Below are 17,093 nucleotides of genomic sequence, written 5' to 3' on the forward strand. Positions count from 1 at the left end.
CTGGTTGAACGACCCCTCCTGCGCACGATCACGCCTTCATCGGAAAGGCCTTGGCGCACGTCGAATAAAAACGAGCAATAGCAGCTAGTTAGGTGACATGTTTCCTTTGCTGCCACCGCTTGACTTGTTCGTGACCTCTGGCATAGGTTCCGCTCCGAAAGACGAGGGGATGCGGGATGAGTGAAGATCCGGATCAGGCGCGACTGCGCGCGCTGGAGGATCGGATCGCCGCCCTGCGCAAGACGCAGGAGCCGGCCCCTCGCGCGGATGAGCACTATTCGATGGCCAACATGGCGTGGCGGATGGTGATCGAGCTGGTGGCCGGTCTCGCGATCGGCTTCGGCATCGGATACGGGTTGGACGTGCTTTTCGGCACCTTGCCCCTCTTTCTGGTGCTGTTCGTATTTCTGGGCCTCGCGGCCGGCGTCAAGACGATGATGCGGACCGCGAAAGAGGTTCAACTCGATGCCGATAAGGCATCGGCTGGACATGAGAGGGACTGAGCGTGGCAACCGAGACCGTGATAGCCGAAGGCGAGGCCGCCGGGGGCTTCAACATCCACCCGATGGAGCAGTTCCGCATCACGCCGATCTTCGGCGATGGTGATGTCGGGTTGTTCACCGTGACCAACGCCGCGCTGTGGATGGCACTTGCCGTGCTCTGCGTCATCGGCCTGCTGGTTCTGGGCACCCGTCGCCGCAAGATCGTCCCGACCCGCGTGCAGTCCGTCGCCGAGCTTGCCTATGGTTTCATCCACAAGATGATCGAGGATATCGCCGGCAAGGAGGGGCTCAAGTATTTCCCCTATATCATGACGCTGTTCATGTTCATCGTCTTCGCCAACCTGCTTGGCCTGCTGCCCACCGCCTTCACGTCGACCAGCCACATCGCCGTGACCGCCGTGCTGGCCATGGCCGTCTTCATCGGCGTGACGGTGCTGGGCTTCGTCAAGAACGGCACCGCGTTTCTCGGTCTCTTCTGGGTCACCTCGGCACCGCTGCTGCTGCGTCCGATCCTCGCCGTGATCGAGCTGATCTCCTACTTCGTGCGTCCTGTCAGCCATTCCATCCGTCTTGCTGGCAACGTCATGGCCGGTCACGCCGTGATCAAGGTCTTCGCCGGCTTCGCCACCGTGCTGTGGATCGCGCCCGTCTCGATCCTCGCGATCACCGCGATCTACGCATTGGAGCTGCTCGTGGCCTTCATCCAGGCCTACGTCTTCACGATCCTGACCTGCGTCTACCTCAAGGACGCGCTGCACCCGTCGCACTGACGGCGCTCGGTCAACCCGACTCAATCCAACACTCACAGCCTCATTCCAATTCAAGGAGATACGATCATGGAAGGCGATATCGCAAGCATGGGCCAGTTCATCGGTGCCGGGATCGCAGGCCTCGGTGCCGGTGTCGCGGCCCTCGGTGTGGGCAACGTGGCCGCAAACTTCCTGTCGGGTGCACTGCGCAACCCGTCGGCTGCCGCCGCACAGACCGCCACTCTCTTCATCGGCATCGCATTCGCCGAAGCGCTGGGGATCTTCTCGTTCCTCGTCGCTCTGCTGCTGATGTTCGCTGTCTGAAGACTGCCTGAACGTCCTTACGGCCGGGGGGTTCGAAAGAGCCCTCCGGCGTTTCCACGTGGTGTCAGGAGACCAAGATGGCAACCCAGATCGATGGCGTCACCGTCACCGCCGCGCCCGTCGTGCCGGTGGATATCGTGCCGGCAGATACGGGGCCCACGATGCCCCAGCTCGATTTCGCGACCTTCCCGAACCAGATCTTCTGGCTCCTGGTCGCCCTGATCGCAATCTATTACGTTCTCTCGCGTATCGCGCTGCCCCGGATCGGGGCGATCCTCGCCGAGCGCCAGGGAACCATCACGAATGATCTCGCCTCCGCGGAAGAGCTGAAGCTCAAGGCGAACGAGGCCGAGGCCGCCTATGACAAGGCGCTGGCCGACGCGCGCAATGACGCGGCGCAGATCATCGCCCAGAACAAGACCGAGATGCAGACGCAGCTCGACGCCGCAATCGAACGCGCCGATGCCGAGATCGCGGAGCGCACCGCCGAGTCCGATCGCCGCATCGCCGAAATCCGGCAAGGTGCCATCGCAGATGTCGAGATCGTCGCCAGGGACACCGCGCAGGCGATCGTCGCGGCCCTGGGCGGCAATGGCGATGATCCCGCCGTTGTCAGCGCGGTGGATGCACGTCTGAAAGGAGGCCGGGCATGAAGCGTCTGAGCATTGTCGCGGCGCTCGCCGCAACGCCGGCTGCCGCAGCCTCGGGGCCGTTCTTCTCGCTCGGCAACACCGATTTCGTGGTGTTGATCGCTTTCGTGATCTTCATCGCGGTCCTGGTTGCCCTGAAGGTGCCCTCGAAGATCACCGAAATGCTCGACAAGCGGGCGCACGGGATCGAGACGGACCTGAGCGAGGCGCGCAGCCTTCGCGAAGAAGCGCAGGGCGTTCTGGCGGCCTATGAGCGCAAGCACAAGGATGTGCAGGACCAGGCCGACCGGATCGTCGCCTCCGCGCGCGAGGAGGCTCAGGCCGCTGGCGCCAAGGCGCAGGCCGATCTCGACGAGTCGATCGAGCGCCGTATCCAGGGCGCGCATGACCAGATCGCCTCCGCCGAGGCGGCTGCGGTGAGGGAAATCCGCGACCGTGCCGTTCAGATCGCCGTGGCTGCTGCCGGCGATGCCCTGGCGCGGCAGATGGATGCCAACCGCAACTCCGTCCTCTTCGACGAGGCCATCCAGGCCGTCGAGACGAAGCTGCACTGATCGCCGGAGCGATCCAGATGCGACCCTGACAAGCGCCCGCCGGCTCGACCGGCGGGCGTTTTACGTTCGCCGCGCTGACCACCGAGCGCCCGAAGCGAACGTTGCCGCGCCCCGGTCAGCCGCGTGGGACGATGGGACGGAGGAGCCCTTCCTGTGCGACAGAGGCGACCAACGCGCCGTCCTGCCGGAAGATCGAACCGCGGTTAAAACCGCGTGCGCCTCCGGTGAACGGGCTGTCCATCACGTAAAGGTGCCAGTGGTCGAAATCGATTTTCTGGTGAAACCAGATCGCGTGGTCGAGGCTCGCCGGCATCACCTCGGGCGACAGGATGGAGCGTCCCAGCGGACGCAGGGCCGAGGCGAGCAACTTCATGTCCGTCGCATAGGCCATCAGGCATTGCTGCAGGTGATCGTCTCCGCCGGCGGGCCGGCTCACCCTGAACCAAGCGGCGTTTCGATCGGATGCAGGGGAGGGATCGGCCGGATCGATCGGATCAATTTCGCGCAGCTCGATGGCGGAGGGGCGTGCGTAATCCTCCGCCCATTCGGGCGGCAAGCCCGCCGCCGCCGCGCGCCGCGCGGTGTCCCGATCCGGCATCGTGTCGGGATCGGGCGGCGCGAAGGGAAGGGGATGGTGAACGACGGGGCTCTCCTCGTCGGCCTGAAAGGAGGCTGCGAGGTTGAATATCTGCGCGCCGTTCTGCACCGCGCTGACCTGGCGCGTGGTAAAGCTGCCGCCGTCGCGGACCCTGTCGACCTCGTAGATCACGGGGATCGACGGATCGCCCGGCCGCAGGAAATAGGCATGCAGCGAGTGGCAACGGCGCCCCTCGACGGTGCGGCAGGCGGCCATCAGTGCCTGGGCGATCACCTGGCCGCCGAAGATGCGCCGGCGGGGCGAGGCGATGCCGCTCCGTGCGCGGAAAAGGTCACGGTCGAGCCGCTCGATGCTCAGAAGCGACAGAAGCCGGTCGACGGGATCGCCGTCATCCTGGGCGGTCGGGGGCGTGGCGGTCATGCTGCTGTTCCGTTTGGGTAGGGGGTCATGCCTTATCGGGGATAGGCAGCGGCCCGGCGATTGGCAATATCGCGGCGGTCTTGCCTTGCCGGCGCGGCTCATGCGACTGTCGAAACGCGGGCGCCGCCCCGCGGGTCGCCACGGGGCGGCATTCGGACATGGGGACGGACGAGGGACCATGCAGCTTCTACCCAGCACGGTCCTCGCGGTAATCGCCATCGTCATCCTCGCCCTGCGCGGGCCGCGGCGGGGGCTATGGGCCTTCATGGCGCTCACGCCCTTCGGCGCGGCCGCGGCTTTCAACCTGCCGGCGGTTGGTGGAGCCTCCATCGGGCTCAAGGAGCTGGCGGTGGTCGCCATCTTCGCGCTGGTGGCCCTCACCCCCGGCGGGCCGAACCGTCTTGCCGGCTCGATGCGCCCCGGCGGTCCGGGCTTTGCCCTGGCGGCCCTGCTGCTCTACGCGGTGCTCGTCACCATGTTCGCGCCGACCGTATTCAGGGGCGAGACGGAGGTCTTCAGCATCTCGCGCTCGGCCAATGAGAGCGGCATCGTGTCGATCCCGCTGCGTCCCGGGACCGGCAACATAACGCAGCTTTTCTACATGGTTCTGGCGGCCCTTGGCTTCTTCGCCCTGGCGGCCGTCTTTCGCGTCGGTCCCGATGCGGGGGCCGTGGTGCTGGGGATGGCGGTCGCGACCGCAGTGAACTTCGCGCTCGGCTGGCTCGATGTGCTGAGCTTCGCGGCCGGGCTCGAGGCGCTAATGGAGCCCATACGCACCGCCAATTACGCGATGCTGATCGATCACCGGATGGTCGGCCTGAAGCGGATGATCGGGGGCTTTCCCGAAGCGTCGAGTTTCGGCGACTACTCCCTGGGGCTCTTCGCCTTCTGGCTGCAGTTCTGGATCGCGGGGCCGCGGGGCCGGCTGGCGGGCGTGATGCTGTTGCTCAGCATGATCGTCCTGCTGCGCTCCACGTCCTCGGGGGCCTATGTCTCCCTGGTGCTGTTCCTCCTGGCCTATGGCGCGCCGATGGTCCTGTCGGGCACGCGCCGGCACGTGGCAAGGCATGCGGCGAGCATCGTCTTCGCGGTGCTGGTCGCGGGCTGGCTCGCCGCATTGGCGCTTTTCGCCAGTTACGAGCTCGTCGACCCGGTCACGGCTTTCTTCGACAGGGCGATCTTCGACAAGCTGGGCACCCAGTCGGGCGTCGAGCGGATGAGCTGGAACGCGCAGGCTTTCCGCAATTTCCTCGACACCTCCCTGCTGGGCGCGGGCATGGGCAGCGTGCGCGCCTCGAACTGGCTCCTGGCGTCACTCGCCTGCCTGGGGCTGATCGGGACCGCGCTCTACCTGTGGTTCCTCGTGCTGGTCCTGCGCGCCCCGGCGCCGCGCGGGGACGGGCAAGGCGCGGCGGTGCTTTCGGGCCTCAAGGCGGCCTGCGTGGCGATGTTCCTTAACGCGCTGCTCACGGCTGCCAGTCCCAATCTGGGGGTCTTCTTCTTTGCCCTGGCCGGGCTCGCGGCGGGGCTGTCGCGCGGCGCCGCGGCCGTCGGGTTCAGCGCGGCGGCGCCCGCCGCAGGTGGCGCGATAGTGCCGCGACATGCGCGAGGATGAGCGAGCCCACGATCATCTCGCCGCCATCCTCGAGCAGGTCGGCGATCTGTATGCCGTAGGGCAGGGCCGTGAACGGTTGATGCAGGACATCGATGATACCGCCAAAGACCGCGTAAAGACCGATCAGTGCCACCAGGACCACGCCGATTCGCCTGCCTTGCGCGTTGCTGCGGACAAAGCCGATCGCGATGATCGGCAGAACCAGCGCCGCCATAAGGCCCCAGACAAGGATCTCGCCGATATCCTGCGCCTTGGCCCAGCTGGTCGCGCCGAGGTTCAGCACCTCGACACGCTCGGCGCCCAGCCGCTCGTGGATCTGCAGGGAATCGTCGAGCAGCATGAGCGTGAAGACGGCGGCCATGCTCGGCAGGATCGCGAGGCGCCTGTGCCGGTAGGCCGCAAGGAGCAGGACGATGATGGCGATCCACTTGCCGTAGCCGAAGGTCTCGGCAAGGCTGAAATCGAACGAGATGTTCAACAGGCGCGGGATCGCGGGAAGGGTCGCGCCGGTGACGATGTGCAGGGCGATCAGGAACAGGTCCACAGCGACCACGAAGCCCAGCAGGCGCCGCTCGAGAGGCAGGGAAAACTCCGACACCAGACGCATGCCCGATCGGCCCGGTGCCTCGTAGAGCGGGGACTGTTTCTTCGCGGACATGGACGCCCTCCCGGCGTGATGCGGCGGCGGGCGGGCCGGAACGTCGCGCCGGCCGCCCGCATCGTGGTGCCAATGCTGCACCCGTCGTGATAGTCCGGTCCGGCAATGCCGCAGATCAGCGAGGACCGGACGGAACGATGAAAGATTACCAGGCCAGTGTCGCCCCCCGGACCCCGCATGGCAAGGGCGCTTTGACGCGCTGCCGCGACTTCCTCTGGCCGCGCGGCGAAGGGGCGGCGCGGCGCCGGGCGCGCGCGGCGGCGTTTCTCCTCGGCATACTGCCGATGATCGCGGCCAGTCCCCTCGCGGCGCAGACCGGGCCCGATCCCGCCGGGCCGTCCCTCGCGGCGGCGAGCAATTTCGGGCAAGGCCTCGACAGGGCCAAACTCGACGCGGCGCTTGCGCTCGGGCTGCGAGACTTCCGCGACGCGGTCTATTGGCGCGATGTCGAGCAGGAAGATGGCAGCCTGGTCTTCGAGGGCCGCCATGCCTGGCCTGACCTGCTCGCGGAGGCGGGGGCGACGATGAGCCTCACGGTCAATAACAGCCACCCTGCCCATGATGGCGGCACCACGCCCCATAGCGATGCGGGCCGCGCGGCCTTTGCCCGGTTCGCCGCCGCCGCGCGCGACCGCTTCCCGGCGATAACCGCCATCGAGGTGGGCAACGAAATGAACAGCGACACCTTCGTCTCCGGCCCCTGGCGCGAGGCCGACACGCGCCCGCGCGCCGCGCTCTACGGCAAGCTTCTGGGCGCGGTGTCACGCCGCTTGCGCAGCGAGGGACGGCCCGTGCGGGTGATCGGGGGCGCTGCCCATTCGGTCCCGCTCACCTGGCTCTCGGCGATGCTCGGCACGCAAGGAGCCGGCGCGATGGATGCGCTCGCCCTGCATCCCTACACCACCGCCCCCGAACAGCTCGTACGGCAGGTGGCCCTGCTGCGGGCCCTGCCGGGCCTGTCGCGGATGCCGATCGAGATCACCGAGTTCGGCACGAAACGCATCGCGGACGCGCCGGGGCACATGCTGCGCAGCTATTGCCAGATGGCTCTCGCGGGCGTGCGGCGCGCGGCGTGGTATCCGCTGGGTGCGCGGGGCGACGGCTTCGCGCCCCTAATCGGCGAGGAGGGCGAAGCGACGCCAGCCGGCCGGACATTCGCCCTGATCTCGGCGCAAATGGCAGGGCGGCCCGCGCGCGCGATCAGGCCTGATCCCTTCACCTATGGCTGCACATTCGGCGCGGATGTAAGTGTCCTTTGGGGCGCGCCGCGCACCCTGGCGCTGGGCGAGGGGATGCGCGCGGCGACACCGACGGGCACGCCCCTGCCGGCGGAGGGGCTGCGGCTGTCGCGCACCGCGCCGCTTGTGATCTTCGGCGAGGCGCGGAACGCGGCGGGCGCATCGCGCATCGCGCTCGGCCCCACGGGGCTCATCGCCGACAGTTTCGACGAGTTCGCCTATCCGCGGCAGGCCGCAGTGGGCGGGGGCACAGGGGTTGCGACGCGAGCCGCGACGGAGACCGCGCCAAAAGGAGGGTTCCGCTACCTGTCGCTGATCGACGGCGAGACCGCGCCGCTGGAGCTGCGTCCGGGACAGGAGAAGAGCGGGGCGCCCTGGTATCCCTATCTTGGAAGCGCGCGCGACGGCATGCTGCGGGCCGGACCGGACTGGGTTCTGCCCTCGGCCTGGGGCGATCGACCGCTATCCGTGATCCTGCGGCACGAGGCGCAGGCCCCCATCCGCGCCGATCTGGAACTGCGGCTCGCGCCGCGTGCCAGGAGCACGGATGGCGTGTCCCTGACCGTGTCCCTCGGGGGGGAGGTGATCGCCAAGCGCATGATCGCCGAGCCCGAGCGCATCATCCTGCGCGATCTGCCGCTCGGACCGGGGCGGCTTCTTGATATCACGACGGGACCGGGAGGGTCGGCCTCGGGCGATGTCACGTCTTTGCGGGCGACGCTCCGGCGGGCGGGCTCTGGCGCGGAGGAGTGAGCGGCGCGACCTCCGAGAGGGCGGCGGCCAGCGCCTCGCGGGCGCCGCGCAGCATCTGCGCGTGCCGCGCGCCGTCGATACCGCTCGCAAGGGCGGTCTCGAGAACCGCGGCCACGTCCGCCGGCGCGGCATCGGCGCGGCCGACGAAGGCGTGGGTGAGCCCGGCCGCCTCGAAAAAGCTTTCGACCTTGCGATCCCAGCCAAGCCCGATCACGCAGCGTTCGTAGGAATAGCCAATGATGCAGGCATGCAGCCGGTGCGCGATGATCGCGCGGCAGCCCCTGACGATGGCTGCAAGCTCCGAGGGCAGGGCCGGCGGCGATGCAAAGCTCAGCGTGCCGGCACGGCGCGCCGCGGCGAGCGTGGGGGCGGCCTTGAGCGCGGCGAGCGCGGCGCGGTCCTCCTCCGCCCCGTTGCAGAACATGCGGACCGGGTGGCCGCGCGCGATGAGGGTGAGCGCAAGCCGCCCGAAGAACGCCTCCGCGCCGCCGCCTCCCGCCGTGCCCGTGACAGCGCCATCGGCATGGTAGCCCAGGATCTGGGGCGCCGTGACGCACAGCCCGATCGTCTCGCCGGCCGTGCCGGCGCCGTAGCACTCGGCGGCCAGCAGGCCGGGATCGGGGGTGTCGACCGGCACCGGGCTGGCGCCGCCCATCTGCGCCGTCCAGGCGGCGATGGAGGGCGCATCGCGAAGCCCCACGCGCCGCAGGTCGCATTCGAGCAGCCGTTTGAAGAGGGCTGTGCCGGGGCGCGACCAGTTCGCCGAGACACCGGCCCCGTGGATGGCGGCCGGCACCTTGGCCCGCGCGAGAAGGCGGCCGAGACGCCCCAGTTTCAGGGGAAAGTTGAGATCGGCATCCGAGAAGATCTGGCCGCCCCCGATCAGCGCGAGATCGGCGTTCTCCAGCGCGGTGCGCCAGGCGGGCTCTGCACGGCCGAGCATCCGGCCGAGCTTCACCCTGACGGCCGCATGGCGCATGGGGCGCGGCATCGCGGCCAGCAGGCGCAGGGCCCTGCCGCGGTTTTGCACCGTCACGTCGCCGGCGGCGCTGCGTCCGGAGATGTCGACGGTCACGACCTGCGCCTCCGGCAGGATCGAGCGGATCCCGTGAACCATGCATTCCGCGATGATCCCGTCACCGGTATTTGGGCTGTGATGCAGCCCGAACTGGACGATCTTCATCCCTGTGCTCCCATCTGCCGCGTATCTGGTCCCTCCTAGACCCGTGGCCGCGGCTTCGCCACGAGATTCGGGCTTTACTCGAAGGGCATCGGCGGGCGATCACCGATCGGGGCCGCGCCGCGGCCTGCGCGGACGGGCAGAGGGAAACGGGCATATGCAGGCAGATCATGTCGTCGTCATCAACGACGCCGCCCAGGCGCGGGGCGGGGCGACCGGGCTTGCGTTGCTGTCGGTACGGCTGTTGCGGGCGCGGGGACTGCGCGTGAGCTATGTCTGCGGCGACGCGGGCGCGAATGACGAGCTGCGCGAGCTCGGGGTCGAAGTGATCGCCGGGGGCGGGGCCGGCCTGCTGCGGCGCGGGCGGGCGGACGCGATGCTGCGCGGATTGCACAATCCGGCGAGCCGCGCGATGCTGCGGGACGCGATCGCGCGGCTCGATACGCCGGGCACCGTCTATCACCTCCATGGCTGGGCACAGATCCTCTCGCCGTCGATCTTCTCGGCGCTCGCCCCGGTCGCCGCGCGCACCGTCATCCATGCACATGACATGTTCCTGGCCTGTCCCAACGGGGTCTACATGGATTATCCGCGCGCCGAGCGGTGCCTGCGCGTGCCCCTCGGCCGCGACTGCCTCGCCACGAACTGCGACAAGCGCAGCCGCCTGCAGAAGGGCTGGCGGGTGCTCAGGCAGGTCAACCTGCGCCGCAGGTTCCCGGCGGGGCATCCCTGGGGGGCGGTGGTGCCGATCCATCCCGGCATGATTCCGGGGCTCACGCGGGCGGGATATCCGGAGACCCTGATGCATGTCATCCGCAATCCGGCCACGCCCTACAGCACGCAGCGCATCCGTGCCGAGGAGAACCGCGCCATCGTCTATGTCGGGCGGCTCGAGCGTGACAAGGGGGCGCTCGATCTCGCCCTTGCCGCACGCCGCGCGGACGTGCCGCTCACGCTTGTCGGCGAGGGGAGCCTGCGCGCCGAGATCGAACAGGCGAACCCCGAGGCGCGGATCACCGGCTGGACGGCACGCGCCGAGATCGCGGCGCATGTGTCGGATGCGCGGGCCCTGGTCATGCCGTCCCATCATCCCGAACCCTTCGCCCTCGTGCTGCCGGAGGCAAGCGGGAGCGGTCTTCCGCTGCTGGTCTCCCGGACGGCGCTCATGGCGCCGGAGATCGCCAAGGCAGGGCTTGGCCTTGCCTTCGACATGGCGGCGCGGGGCGGGCTCGACGCGGCCCTGTCGGGCATTGTCCAGATGCCGGACGAGGAGGTGGCGCGGATCAGCCGGCGCGGCCATGCGCGCACGGCACCGCTCGCGCTGAGCGAGGAGGGCTGGACGGCGGCGCTGACGGAGCTCTACGACGCGCTGTGCAGGCAGGCCGCGCGCCTCAGCGCTTGAGCTCCAGGATCCGGTCGGGCCGGTCGCGTCCGCGCAGGATGTCCGCCCAGGCCAGGAGATTTCCCCGCAACCGCCCGCGATAATCCGCCCAGCCCCGGTTCGCCGCCCCGCGCAGCGTGTTGGAGGCCATGTTCCGGGCCATCATCACCGCCGCGAGGCGCGTGCGAAGTGTGCCCTTGCGGACCATGTAGACCGGGTTCACCATCTGCGAGTAGCCCAGATAGACGCCCGGCGTGCGCCCTGTCTTGGTTCCCAGATGGACCCCGCGCAACGCCTCGGCGCGCAGGATCTCGCCATGCGGGGCAAGGCGGGCGGAGAAGTCGACATCCTCGAGCCAGCCATAAAGGGGCAAGGCCTCGTCGAACCGGATATCGTGGGACAGGGCGACACCCGCCCTGAAGGCCATGTTGCAGCCATAGCCCGTATGCACCGCCGTGAGCGCGTGGCCCGCCGGCGCCGCCGCGAGGCCGGAGCGCAGTTTCTCGCGTCCCTCGTCATGCTCGAAGCCGGGCCCGATGATGCCATCGGCCAGAACGTGACCGGTCAGCATGACCGTCTCGGGGCGGGCGTCGAAGATATTCTCCATTACCTGGAGGAAATCGGGCGCGAGCAGGAAATCGTCATCCAGCATCAGCAGCAGATCGCCCGGGGCGGCGGCGTCGATCATCGTGTTGCGCTGTGCCGTCAGGCCGCGCGGCGATTGCATGATGGCAAGATCGAACGGGCAGGCGGCCGGATCGAGACCAACGGCGTCCTCCGGGTCGGGCACCGCGATCCACACCGCGTCCGGGCGCCGGGTCTGTTCGGCGAGTGCCGCGACGGTGCGGCGCAGGATGGGCGCACGTCCGACACTGGGAATGGCCACGATCACCCTTTGGGCGGCCTCCGCCGGACCGGGGGCGGTGCCTTTGCCCGCGGGGCGGGGAGGGGTCGAAGGTAGGCTGGGTTGCGCCATCGGAACTTCCCGTCACACCGCCGCGTCGGCGGGCGGGCGGCAGAGGCCGCGTTCAATCAGGATGCGCCGCGTCCGGTCAGCACCACGTTCACCGTCTTCAACAGGATGCCGAGATCGCAGGCAAGGCTCCAATTGGTGACGTAGTGAACGTCGAGATCGACACGCTCGGGATAGGAAATCTCGTTACGGCCGCTGACCTGCCAAGCGCCGGTGATGCCGGGACGCACGGCGCTGTAGGTGGCGAAGTGATCGCCGTAACGCACCGCCTCGTCCGCCGTGACCGGGCGCGGGCCCACGAGGGACATGTCACCCCTGAGCACGTTCCACAGCTGCGGCAGCTCGTCGAGGCTGGTCCGGCGCAGGAACAGGCCAAGCCTGCTGACACGCGGGTCGACCGTCAGCTTGCGGGTGGTCTCCCATTCGGCGCGCGCGGCGGGATCGCTGGCCAGGATGCGGGCAAGCTGCGCATCGGCGTCGCGCACCATCGAGCGGAACTTGTAGCAGCGGAAGCGGCGGCCGTTGATGCCGACACGCTCATGCCCGAAGATCGCCGGGCCGCCATCGACCAGCAGGACCAAAACCGCAACGATCAGCATCAAGGGCAGCAGCATCAGGAGCGCGAACCCCGCCACGGCCTTGTCGAGAAGGCGTTTGCTCAGCGGAACGCGCGCCGCGTGCGGCTGCATCACGCAATGACGCGATTGGCTGGAAGAGAGAAGGAGCGTGCCATTCGTTTGTATCGTCATGCCCTAAAGACCGAGAATCCGGTCTCCCTTGCTTGGAGTTCTGCGATGATCTTGACAACCTCTTGCCATATCCGCGCCATTTTTAGCGAACTCGTTACTGGAAACAGTATGTTTCAAGGAGTTCCGCTCATCGGAACTAGGGTCATCACATGTGCGACTATGTAGACCTGTATACTGCAATGCGTAGTGTTTAGCGGTAATTAGCTGAATAAATCAACCGATCTTCGAATAAGTTTCCCAACGGAATCGACAGACCTGCCTAAAAGTAATCGTTTGTTTGCTATTTCGTGATCGTGGCCGATCTGCCGTCAGTACTCAAATTGTTTCTGCAGCCACGTGGAATGGCGGCCTGGAATCCTAAATGCGTTGATGCTGCGCCGGCGATAGCTCCATCCTTTGGTGATGGCGGGGGCCAGGGGCAACTTGTAGAAGGGGCATCATCATGATTTTCAAATACGATCCGGCCGCGTTGCACGCCGCGCTCATGCGTGACGGCTACGTTCATCTGAAGGACATCCTGTCGGAAGGCTTCAAGGATTACCTTCACGGTTTCCACCAGAGCGCGCTCGACCAAGCGTCCAACGAGGCCGCCGATTGGAAGGTGACGGGCAAGAAACGTCAGTTCGTCTTCGATTTCCCCGATGTCGCGGCCATGCGGGAGTTTCGTGCGGGAATGGCCGGCCTCACCGGGATCGGGATCGACGATTTCACCATCTCGGAGCGTCATCTGAAAATCTACGACGGCGCGGCCGATCCCTGGCCCGCGCCGCACAAGGACCGGTCCGCCTCGCATTACTCGATCGGCCTGCCGATCGCGCTGGGGGCCGGCTCGTCCGTCTGCGTCTTTCCCCAGTTCGAGCGCGGCGCCAATACCGCCGAGCGCGCCACGTTCCTCGCACCCGAGCCGGGCACGGACATGGCCGCCCTCTATGGCGGGCCGGACGCGGTCATGCTGAACGAACAGGTCGGCGATATCGTCGTCTTCCTCGGGTCCGAGCTCTACCACGAACGGGTCAACGCGGCTGGAACGTCGGTCCTCTACGTCAAGGTGAACGGCGCCGGCGTGGACCCTCTCGGAGAGAACCTCTTCGCAGCCTTCCGCGAGGCCGCGGAAGCCTGAGCCGAAGCGGCCGGGGCAGGAACCCGGCCCGCCCTCGCATCGCTGCCAAGCGGAATGGGAAGTCAGCACACCGCTGTTCGAATGGAGTGGGATTTTTTGCAATCAACGCCAGGCGGAGCCCCCCTTTCCCGTTCAGCCCTACAGGCGACGGATCAGGGGAAGGTCCCTCGCGGGTCCGAGATCGTTCTGCGATGTCCTTGCTCGAAGATCGCAATGCGCACACTGTTCCCAAAGCTTCGTCGCGCCGCCCTCGTGCCCGTGCCTTTCGACGAACTGGACTCTCGCCCCGGCTGCCAATGGACCTCTTCAAGGCCCCCTCGCAGCAATGCCCCCGGGGACCCCGCACGGCGGGCTTGCCCGTTCTGGCACGGGTCTTGCGCACCGGGTCCGCCGGCACGGACCCGCAATGATGAGACAGGCGACCGGAACGGCTCGACGGCGAGGTCACTCCAGCACCCGCACGACGTAACTCAAATCGATCCTCTCCCCGGGCATCATGCTGCCGGGACAGCGCCAGCGCAGCAACCCCCTGAAGCCCGTCCGCGGCGCGCGTGGCGCGATGAGTTCGCAAGCGGGAGCAGCAGCTCTTGTGGCGTCGTCTGGAAGCGGCGTGGTAAGCGCCGTGAACACCGGCGTAGCCACCAGAATACCGACATCGTCGAGCGGCTCGGACGAGGTGTTCTCGAGTTTCAGCCGGTAGATCAGCAGGTCGCCCGGCCCGGCCCTGTTCGATATGCCCTCGGCGGTCTTGCGGCTCAGGTTCTCAACCGTCTCGCGGATGGCCAGTGCGCTTCCGATCGTCACCGTGGTCGGAACCCGGATCGACTCCGAGGTGGAGGTGCCGGCGTAGAGGCTGGTCGCCACCAGATCGTAGCGCAGCACGGAGCCCACCGGCGCACCCGAAAGTGCCGCGACCCGAGCCACCGCGCAGCCCGTCTCGCCCGCGCTCAAGAGAATCGGCGCATCGAGGGCGTCGTCGCCCGTGCCGTCGCAATCGGCATCGCGCATCAGTGTCACCGACAGTGCCCCGTCGGGCGTCGCGGCCGGGCTCAGAAGCGCCAGCTCGCTGCTCACGGGGCTTCCGGCCCTCAGGCGGTAGGGCAGATCGCGTCTTTGCCCCGGATCCACCAGCACGTCCCGGTTGACCGCGGACAGCACGGCACGGGGCACGAACCCGAGGTCGAGGCCCGTCAGGCTGTCGCCGGGCGCGACGGCGAGGACCATCAAACCGTCATCCACGGGGCCGACGAGAACCTGTGGCGGCAGGTCCGGCACTTCGGAGATCGACCGCCACCCCCGCGGCGCGAGGGCCTGCATAACCAGCTCTCTCTCCGCTTCGGCCGGTACGATCAGCTGCCACCTGCCGGCAGCGTCGCTGGGGCCGCGCGCCAGCTCGGTTCCATCGGGCGTCAGGGCGCGCAGCTCCACCCCGTTCAGGGCCAGTTCTCCTGGCTGGCGGATCCCGTCATGGGCGACGGCGTCCGCGCCGGCTCCGTCATCGGCAAAGACCCGGCCCGACAGGCGAATCTGTGCCGGGGCCGCGATGGTGATGGCGTGATCCTCGACCTCGCCATCGGGCGCGGGGCCTGCGGGGCCGAGAGCCTGCTGGCTCGACCAGCGCAGGCGGGCAAAGGTCGTTCCCTCGCGCGCATCCGCAGGGACATCCACCGTCAGGGTGGCGAAGCCCTCCGCATCCGGTGTCACATCCAGCGCGATCCGGTCGCCGGGGTCGAAAACGCCATTGCCCTGCCAGTCAACCCAGCCCTGCAGGTGACCGGGCGCGCCGCCGCGCAAGGCAAGCGGCAGCTCGACGCGGCCGCCGCGATGCCAGACCGCGCCGCTCAGCCCGTCCTCGTCGTCGGTGCCGGCCAGATCGTCCGCCTGCGCTTCTGCATCGCCTGCACCGGTGCGGGTGCGGTCGTCATCGGGGTCCAGCGCGCCGATGCCCATACCGGCGAAAATCCCGTGCGTGGCCACCCCGTAGCGTGCCGTGTTCACCCCGTCCGGTGCCGGGCCGGTGATCGGGCAATCGCCGGTATCGCGGCAGCGTGAGGTGATGGCACGCACCTCGGCCACCGCCTCGCCAACGCGCACGCCGAGCAGTTCGAGCAGCGGGTCCACCGTCTGCGCCAGTGCGGGTGTGACCGTTCCGCCCAGAACGCCGCCGACGACATCGTTCACCGCTGGCTCGATCACCGTGTCGACCAGCGGGTCCAGCGCCAGCCCGAGTGTCTCCTCGACCTCGATATCGAGCGACGTGGCCAGCGAAGTGGCGAGATGGCCCAGCGACGCCGTCCCCTGCGCCACCGAACCGCGCGCGGGAAACGGTGCCAGCAGGCGCAGCAGCTGCCGCGCGGCGGGCGATCCCCGCGCCAACGCACGGGCATGAATTCGGGCCCGCTCCCGCAGCAGCCCGCCCGACAACGCGATCTCGAGCGCGCCGAGCTGCCCATGTGTCAGATCGCTTGCGCCCAGCGCGCGGTCGCGGTTGAAGAAGACGGCCGGGTCGATGGCGCCGAGATAGAGATCGCCGATGGCCGGCGACAGCTCGAGGTCGACGGCGCGCGCGCCCAGGTCGATGCCGCGGATCGCGCCCTCCGCCCGCGCGACCTCGAGGTAGAGATCGAGCCGGGCCAGTTCGATCCCCGCGCTCGCCGCGCCCAGAAGCGGGGTCAGCGCCGCGGTCAGCGGGCCTGCGTCGACTGCCAGGTCGGCCAGGTCGAGCGCCACATGCGCCCGGATGGCAGCGCTGTGAAACTGCGTGCCCGTCGGCCCGCAGCGCAGCACCGGCGGCTCGACCACCTGCAACAGGATCTCGCCGCCGCCGATCCCCAGCGTGCGGAGCAGCGCGTTGTCGAGCGCTATCGGACTGGTCGTTGTCAGGACGTTTCGGTGGTTGTAGAGTTGCACCGCCCCGGTCACGAGGTCGAGCGCGTTGAGCTCGATATCGGCCAGCGATCCTTCGGGCAGTTCGATGCTCAGCAGATCGCCCAGCCGGATCGTCCCGGCAAGCCCGGCCAGAGGCAGCTCGAGCGCATCGAGAGCCGAGACGAGCGCGGTATCACCGTCGGCTGCGGCCACGGCGCCCGCCGCCGAGACGAGGCTCAGAAGCGTCATCTGCGCCGACAGCACCTGCGACGGCTCGGAGACGCCGATCCGGGCGCCGCTCTCGCCCAGGAGGTCCAGAAGGTTCACATCGCCCTCGGCGAGCCCGTTCCAGTCGAGCACATCAAGCGCGACATCGCTTCCGAGCAGTCCCGAAAGCACGGGGTCGAGCAGCGCCGAACGGGTGCTGTCCACGCTGGCCAGCCGCGGCCCGGCCAGAACGCAGGCGGCGCCGCAATCCTGCGCATGGGAAGATCGCGGCGAGACGAACGTCAGGATCGCAAGTGTGGAGACGATGGCGAGGACAAGCGGAGCCGGCAGTCCGGGCGATAAGACGAGCATAGATGAGGTATAAAGCTGGGCATGTTTACAATGGGTTAAGCCCGCCAAGCGGTCATCGCATCTCCCTGTACCCGCTCGTGCTGCCACGCGTGCCCATGGCGCGTCAGCCCATGAAGCCGCAGGCAGGGTTGACCCATGGAAGACCCGCACGGGACGACGACCAGCGCCATTTGTGACAGCC

Annotated in this window: 15 protein-coding genes; 9 read left to right on the forward strand and 6 right to left on the reverse strand. The window is 68.1% G+C overall.

Going from position 1 to position 17,093, the window contains the following annotated elements; genetic code table 11:
- The first annotated feature begins 176 nt into the window (after positions 1-176).
- The 5 genes from PMES_RS03580 to PMES_RS03600 all read left to right on the forward strand — a co-directional run bounded on the left by PMES_RS03580 (position 177) and on the right by PMES_RS03600 (position 2,780).
- Positions 177-503, forward strand: a complete 327-nt coding sequence (locus PMES_RS03580; protein WP_159964143.1) for an AtpZ/AtpI family protein — start codon at positions 177-179, stop codon at positions 501-503.
- A 62-nt stretch (positions 504-565) separates the two neighbouring features.
- Positions 566-1,273: a F0F1 ATP synthase subunit A gene (locus PMES_RS03585; RefSeq protein ID WP_201288949.1), complete on the forward strand. Its 708-nt coding sequence runs from the start codon at positions 566-568 to the stop codon at positions 1,271-1,273.
- Positions 1,274-1,339: 66 nt separating this feature from the next.
- Complete coding sequence (locus tag PMES_RS03590) at positions 1,340-1,576, forward strand: F0F1 ATP synthase subunit C (protein WP_159964145.1); 237 nt, start codon at positions 1,340-1,342, stop codon at positions 1,574-1,576.
- Between the two features lie 77 nt (positions 1,577-1,653).
- Positions 1,654-2,229, forward strand: coding sequence for a F0F1 ATP synthase subunit B' (locus PMES_RS03595; protein WP_159964146.1), 576 nt, complete (start codon positions 1,654-1,656; stop codon positions 2,227-2,229).
- Complete coding sequence (locus PMES_RS03600) at positions 2,226-2,780, forward strand: F0F1 ATP synthase subunit B (RefSeq protein ID WP_159964147.1); 555 nt, start codon at positions 2,226-2,228, stop codon at positions 2,778-2,780. The genes PMES_RS03595 and PMES_RS03600 overlap by 4 nt, the downstream gene beginning before the upstream one ends.
- A 115-nt stretch (positions 2,781-2,895) precedes the next feature.
- Here PMES_RS03600 and PMES_RS03605 read toward each other — a convergent pair whose 3' ends face one another.
- Positions 2,896-3,798: an acyl-CoA thioesterase gene (locus PMES_RS03605; RefSeq protein WP_159964148.1), complete on the reverse strand. Its 903-nt coding sequence runs from the start codon at positions 3,796-3,798 to the stop codon at positions 2,896-2,898.
- 178 nt (positions 3,799-3,976) lie between these two features.
- On the opposite strand from PMES_RS03605, the gene PMES_RS03610 reads away from it, so the two are divergent.
- Positions 3,977-5,413: an O-antigen ligase family protein gene (locus tag PMES_RS03610; RefSeq protein ID WP_159964149.1), complete on the forward strand. Its 1,437-nt coding sequence runs from the start codon at positions 3,977-3,979 to the stop codon at positions 5,411-5,413.
- Here the strand turns inward: PMES_RS03610 and PMES_RS03615 are convergent.
- Positions 5,355-6,071 carry a DUF8692 domain-containing protein gene (locus PMES_RS03615; RefSeq protein ID WP_159964150.1) on the reverse strand — a complete coding sequence of 239 codons (717 nt, stop codon included), beginning with the start codon at positions 6,069-6,071 and terminating at the stop codon, positions 5,355-5,357. The genes PMES_RS03610 and PMES_RS03615 overlap by 59 nt on opposite strands.
- A 137-nt stretch (positions 6,072-6,208) precedes the next feature.
- Between PMES_RS03615 and PMES_RS03620 the strand changes: the two genes are divergently transcribed.
- Positions 6,209-8,062 carry a hypothetical protein gene (locus PMES_RS03620; protein WP_159964151.1) on the forward strand — a complete coding sequence of 618 codons (1,854 nt, stop codon included), beginning with the start codon at positions 6,209-6,211 and terminating at the stop codon, positions 8,060-8,062.
- Here PMES_RS03620 and PMES_RS03625 read toward each other — a convergent pair.
- The gene (locus PMES_RS03625) at positions 8,010-9,245 is read right to left on the reverse strand and encodes a polysaccharide pyruvyl transferase family protein (RefSeq protein WP_159964152.1); all 1,236 of its coding nucleotides are present in this window, start codon (positions 9,243-9,245) and stop codon (positions 8,010-8,012) included. The two genes, PMES_RS03620 and PMES_RS03625, sit on opposite strands and share 53 nt — an antisense overlap.
- Positions 9,246-9,399: 154 nt before the next feature.
- Between PMES_RS03625 and PMES_RS03630 the strand changes: the two genes are divergently transcribed.
- Positions 9,400-10,644: a glycosyltransferase gene (locus PMES_RS03630; RefSeq protein WP_159964153.1), complete on the forward strand. Its 1,245-nt coding sequence runs from the start codon at positions 9,400-9,402 to the stop codon at positions 10,642-10,644.
- On the opposite strand, the gene PMES_RS03635 is transcribed toward PMES_RS03630, so the two are convergent.
- Both PMES_RS03635 and PMES_RS03640 read right to left on the reverse strand, forming a co-directional pair.
- Positions 10,634-11,599: a glycosyltransferase family 2 protein gene (locus PMES_RS03635; protein ID WP_159964154.1), complete on the reverse strand. Its 966-nt coding sequence runs from the start codon at positions 11,597-11,599 to the stop codon at positions 10,634-10,636. The two genes, PMES_RS03630 and PMES_RS03635, sit on opposite strands and share 11 nt — an antisense overlap.
- A gap of 56 nt (positions 11,600-11,655) precedes the next feature.
- Positions 11,656-12,345, reverse strand: coding sequence for a sugar transferase (locus PMES_RS03640; protein WP_159964155.1), 690 nt, complete (start codon positions 12,343-12,345; stop codon positions 11,656-11,658).
- Between the two features lie 442 nt (positions 12,346-12,787).
- Between PMES_RS03640 and PMES_RS03645 the strand changes: the two genes are divergently transcribed.
- Entirely contained in the window at positions 12,788-13,465 is a 678-nt protein-coding gene (locus PMES_RS03645; protein WP_159964156.1) for a hypothetical protein, read from the forward strand.
- A 444-nt stretch (positions 13,466-13,909) separates the two neighbouring features.
- Here PMES_RS03645 and PMES_RS03650 read toward each other — a convergent pair whose 3' ends face one another.
- Complete coding sequence (locus PMES_RS03650) at positions 13,910-16,912, reverse strand: GEVED domain-containing protein (protein WP_159964157.1); 3,003 nt, start codon at positions 16,910-16,912, stop codon at positions 13,910-13,912.
- Positions 16,913-17,093 lie beyond the last annotated feature (181 nt).

Origin of the sequence: Profundibacterium mesophilum KAUST100406-0324 (assembly GCF_009835145.1) — a bacterium.
In the GTDB taxonomy this organism is placed as follows: Bacteria; Pseudomonadota; Alphaproteobacteria; order Rhodobacterales; family Rhodobacteraceae; genus Profundibacterium; species Profundibacterium mesophilum.

Coding starts and splice junctions, on each gene's coding strand:
- PMES_RS03600 (WP_159964147.1), top strand. CDS start 2,226: ATGAAGCGTCTGAGCATTGTCGCGGCGCTCGCCGCAACGCCGGCTGCC.
- PMES_RS03610 (WP_159964149.1), top strand. CDS start 3,977: ATGCAGCTTCTACCCAGCACGGTCCTCGCGGTAATCGCCATCGTCATC.
- PMES_RS03585 (WP_201288949.1), top strand. CDS start 566: ATGGAGCAGTTCCGCATCACGCCGATCTTCGGCGATGGTGATGTCGGG.
- PMES_RS03635 (WP_159964154.1), bottom strand. CDS start 11,599: ATGGCGCAACCCAGCCTACCTTCGACCCCTCCCCGCCCCGCGGGCAAA.
- PMES_RS03650 (WP_159964157.1), bottom strand. CDS start 16,912: ATGCTCGTCTTATCGCCCGGACTGCCGGCTCCGCTTGTCCTCGCCATC.
- PMES_RS03640 (WP_159964155.1), bottom strand. CDS start 12,345: ATGACGATACAAACGAATGGCACGCTCCTTCTCTCTTCCAGCCAATCG.
- PMES_RS03605 (WP_159964148.1), bottom strand. CDS start 3,798: ATGACCGCCACGCCCCCGACCGCCCAGGATGACGGCGATCCCGTCGAC.
- PMES_RS03615 (WP_159964150.1), bottom strand. CDS start 6,071: ATGTCCGCGAAGAAACAGTCCCCGCTCTACGAGGCACCGGGCCGATCG.
- PMES_RS03620 (WP_159964151.1), top strand. CDS start 6,209: ATGAAAGATTACCAGGCCAGTGTCGCCCCCCGGACCCCGCATGGCAAG.
- PMES_RS03630 (WP_159964153.1), top strand. CDS start 9,400: ATGCAGGCAGATCATGTCGTCGTCATCAACGACGCCGCCCAGGCGCGG.
- PMES_RS03645 (WP_159964156.1), top strand. CDS start 12,788: ATGATTTTCAAATACGATCCGGCCGCGTTGCACGCCGCGCTCATGCGT.
- PMES_RS03625 (WP_159964152.1), bottom strand. CDS start 9,245: ATGAAGATCGTCCAGTTCGGGCTGCATCACAGCCCAAATACCGGTGAC.
- PMES_RS03590 (WP_159964145.1), top strand. CDS start 1,340: ATGGAAGGCGATATCGCAAGCATGGGCCAGTTCATCGGTGCCGGGATC.
- PMES_RS03595 (WP_159964146.1), top strand. CDS start 1,654: ATGGCAACCCAGATCGATGGCGTCACCGTCACCGCCGCGCCCGTCGTG.
- PMES_RS03580 (WP_159964143.1), top strand. CDS start 177: ATGAGTGAAGATCCGGATCAGGCGCGACTGCGCGCGCTGGAGGATCGG.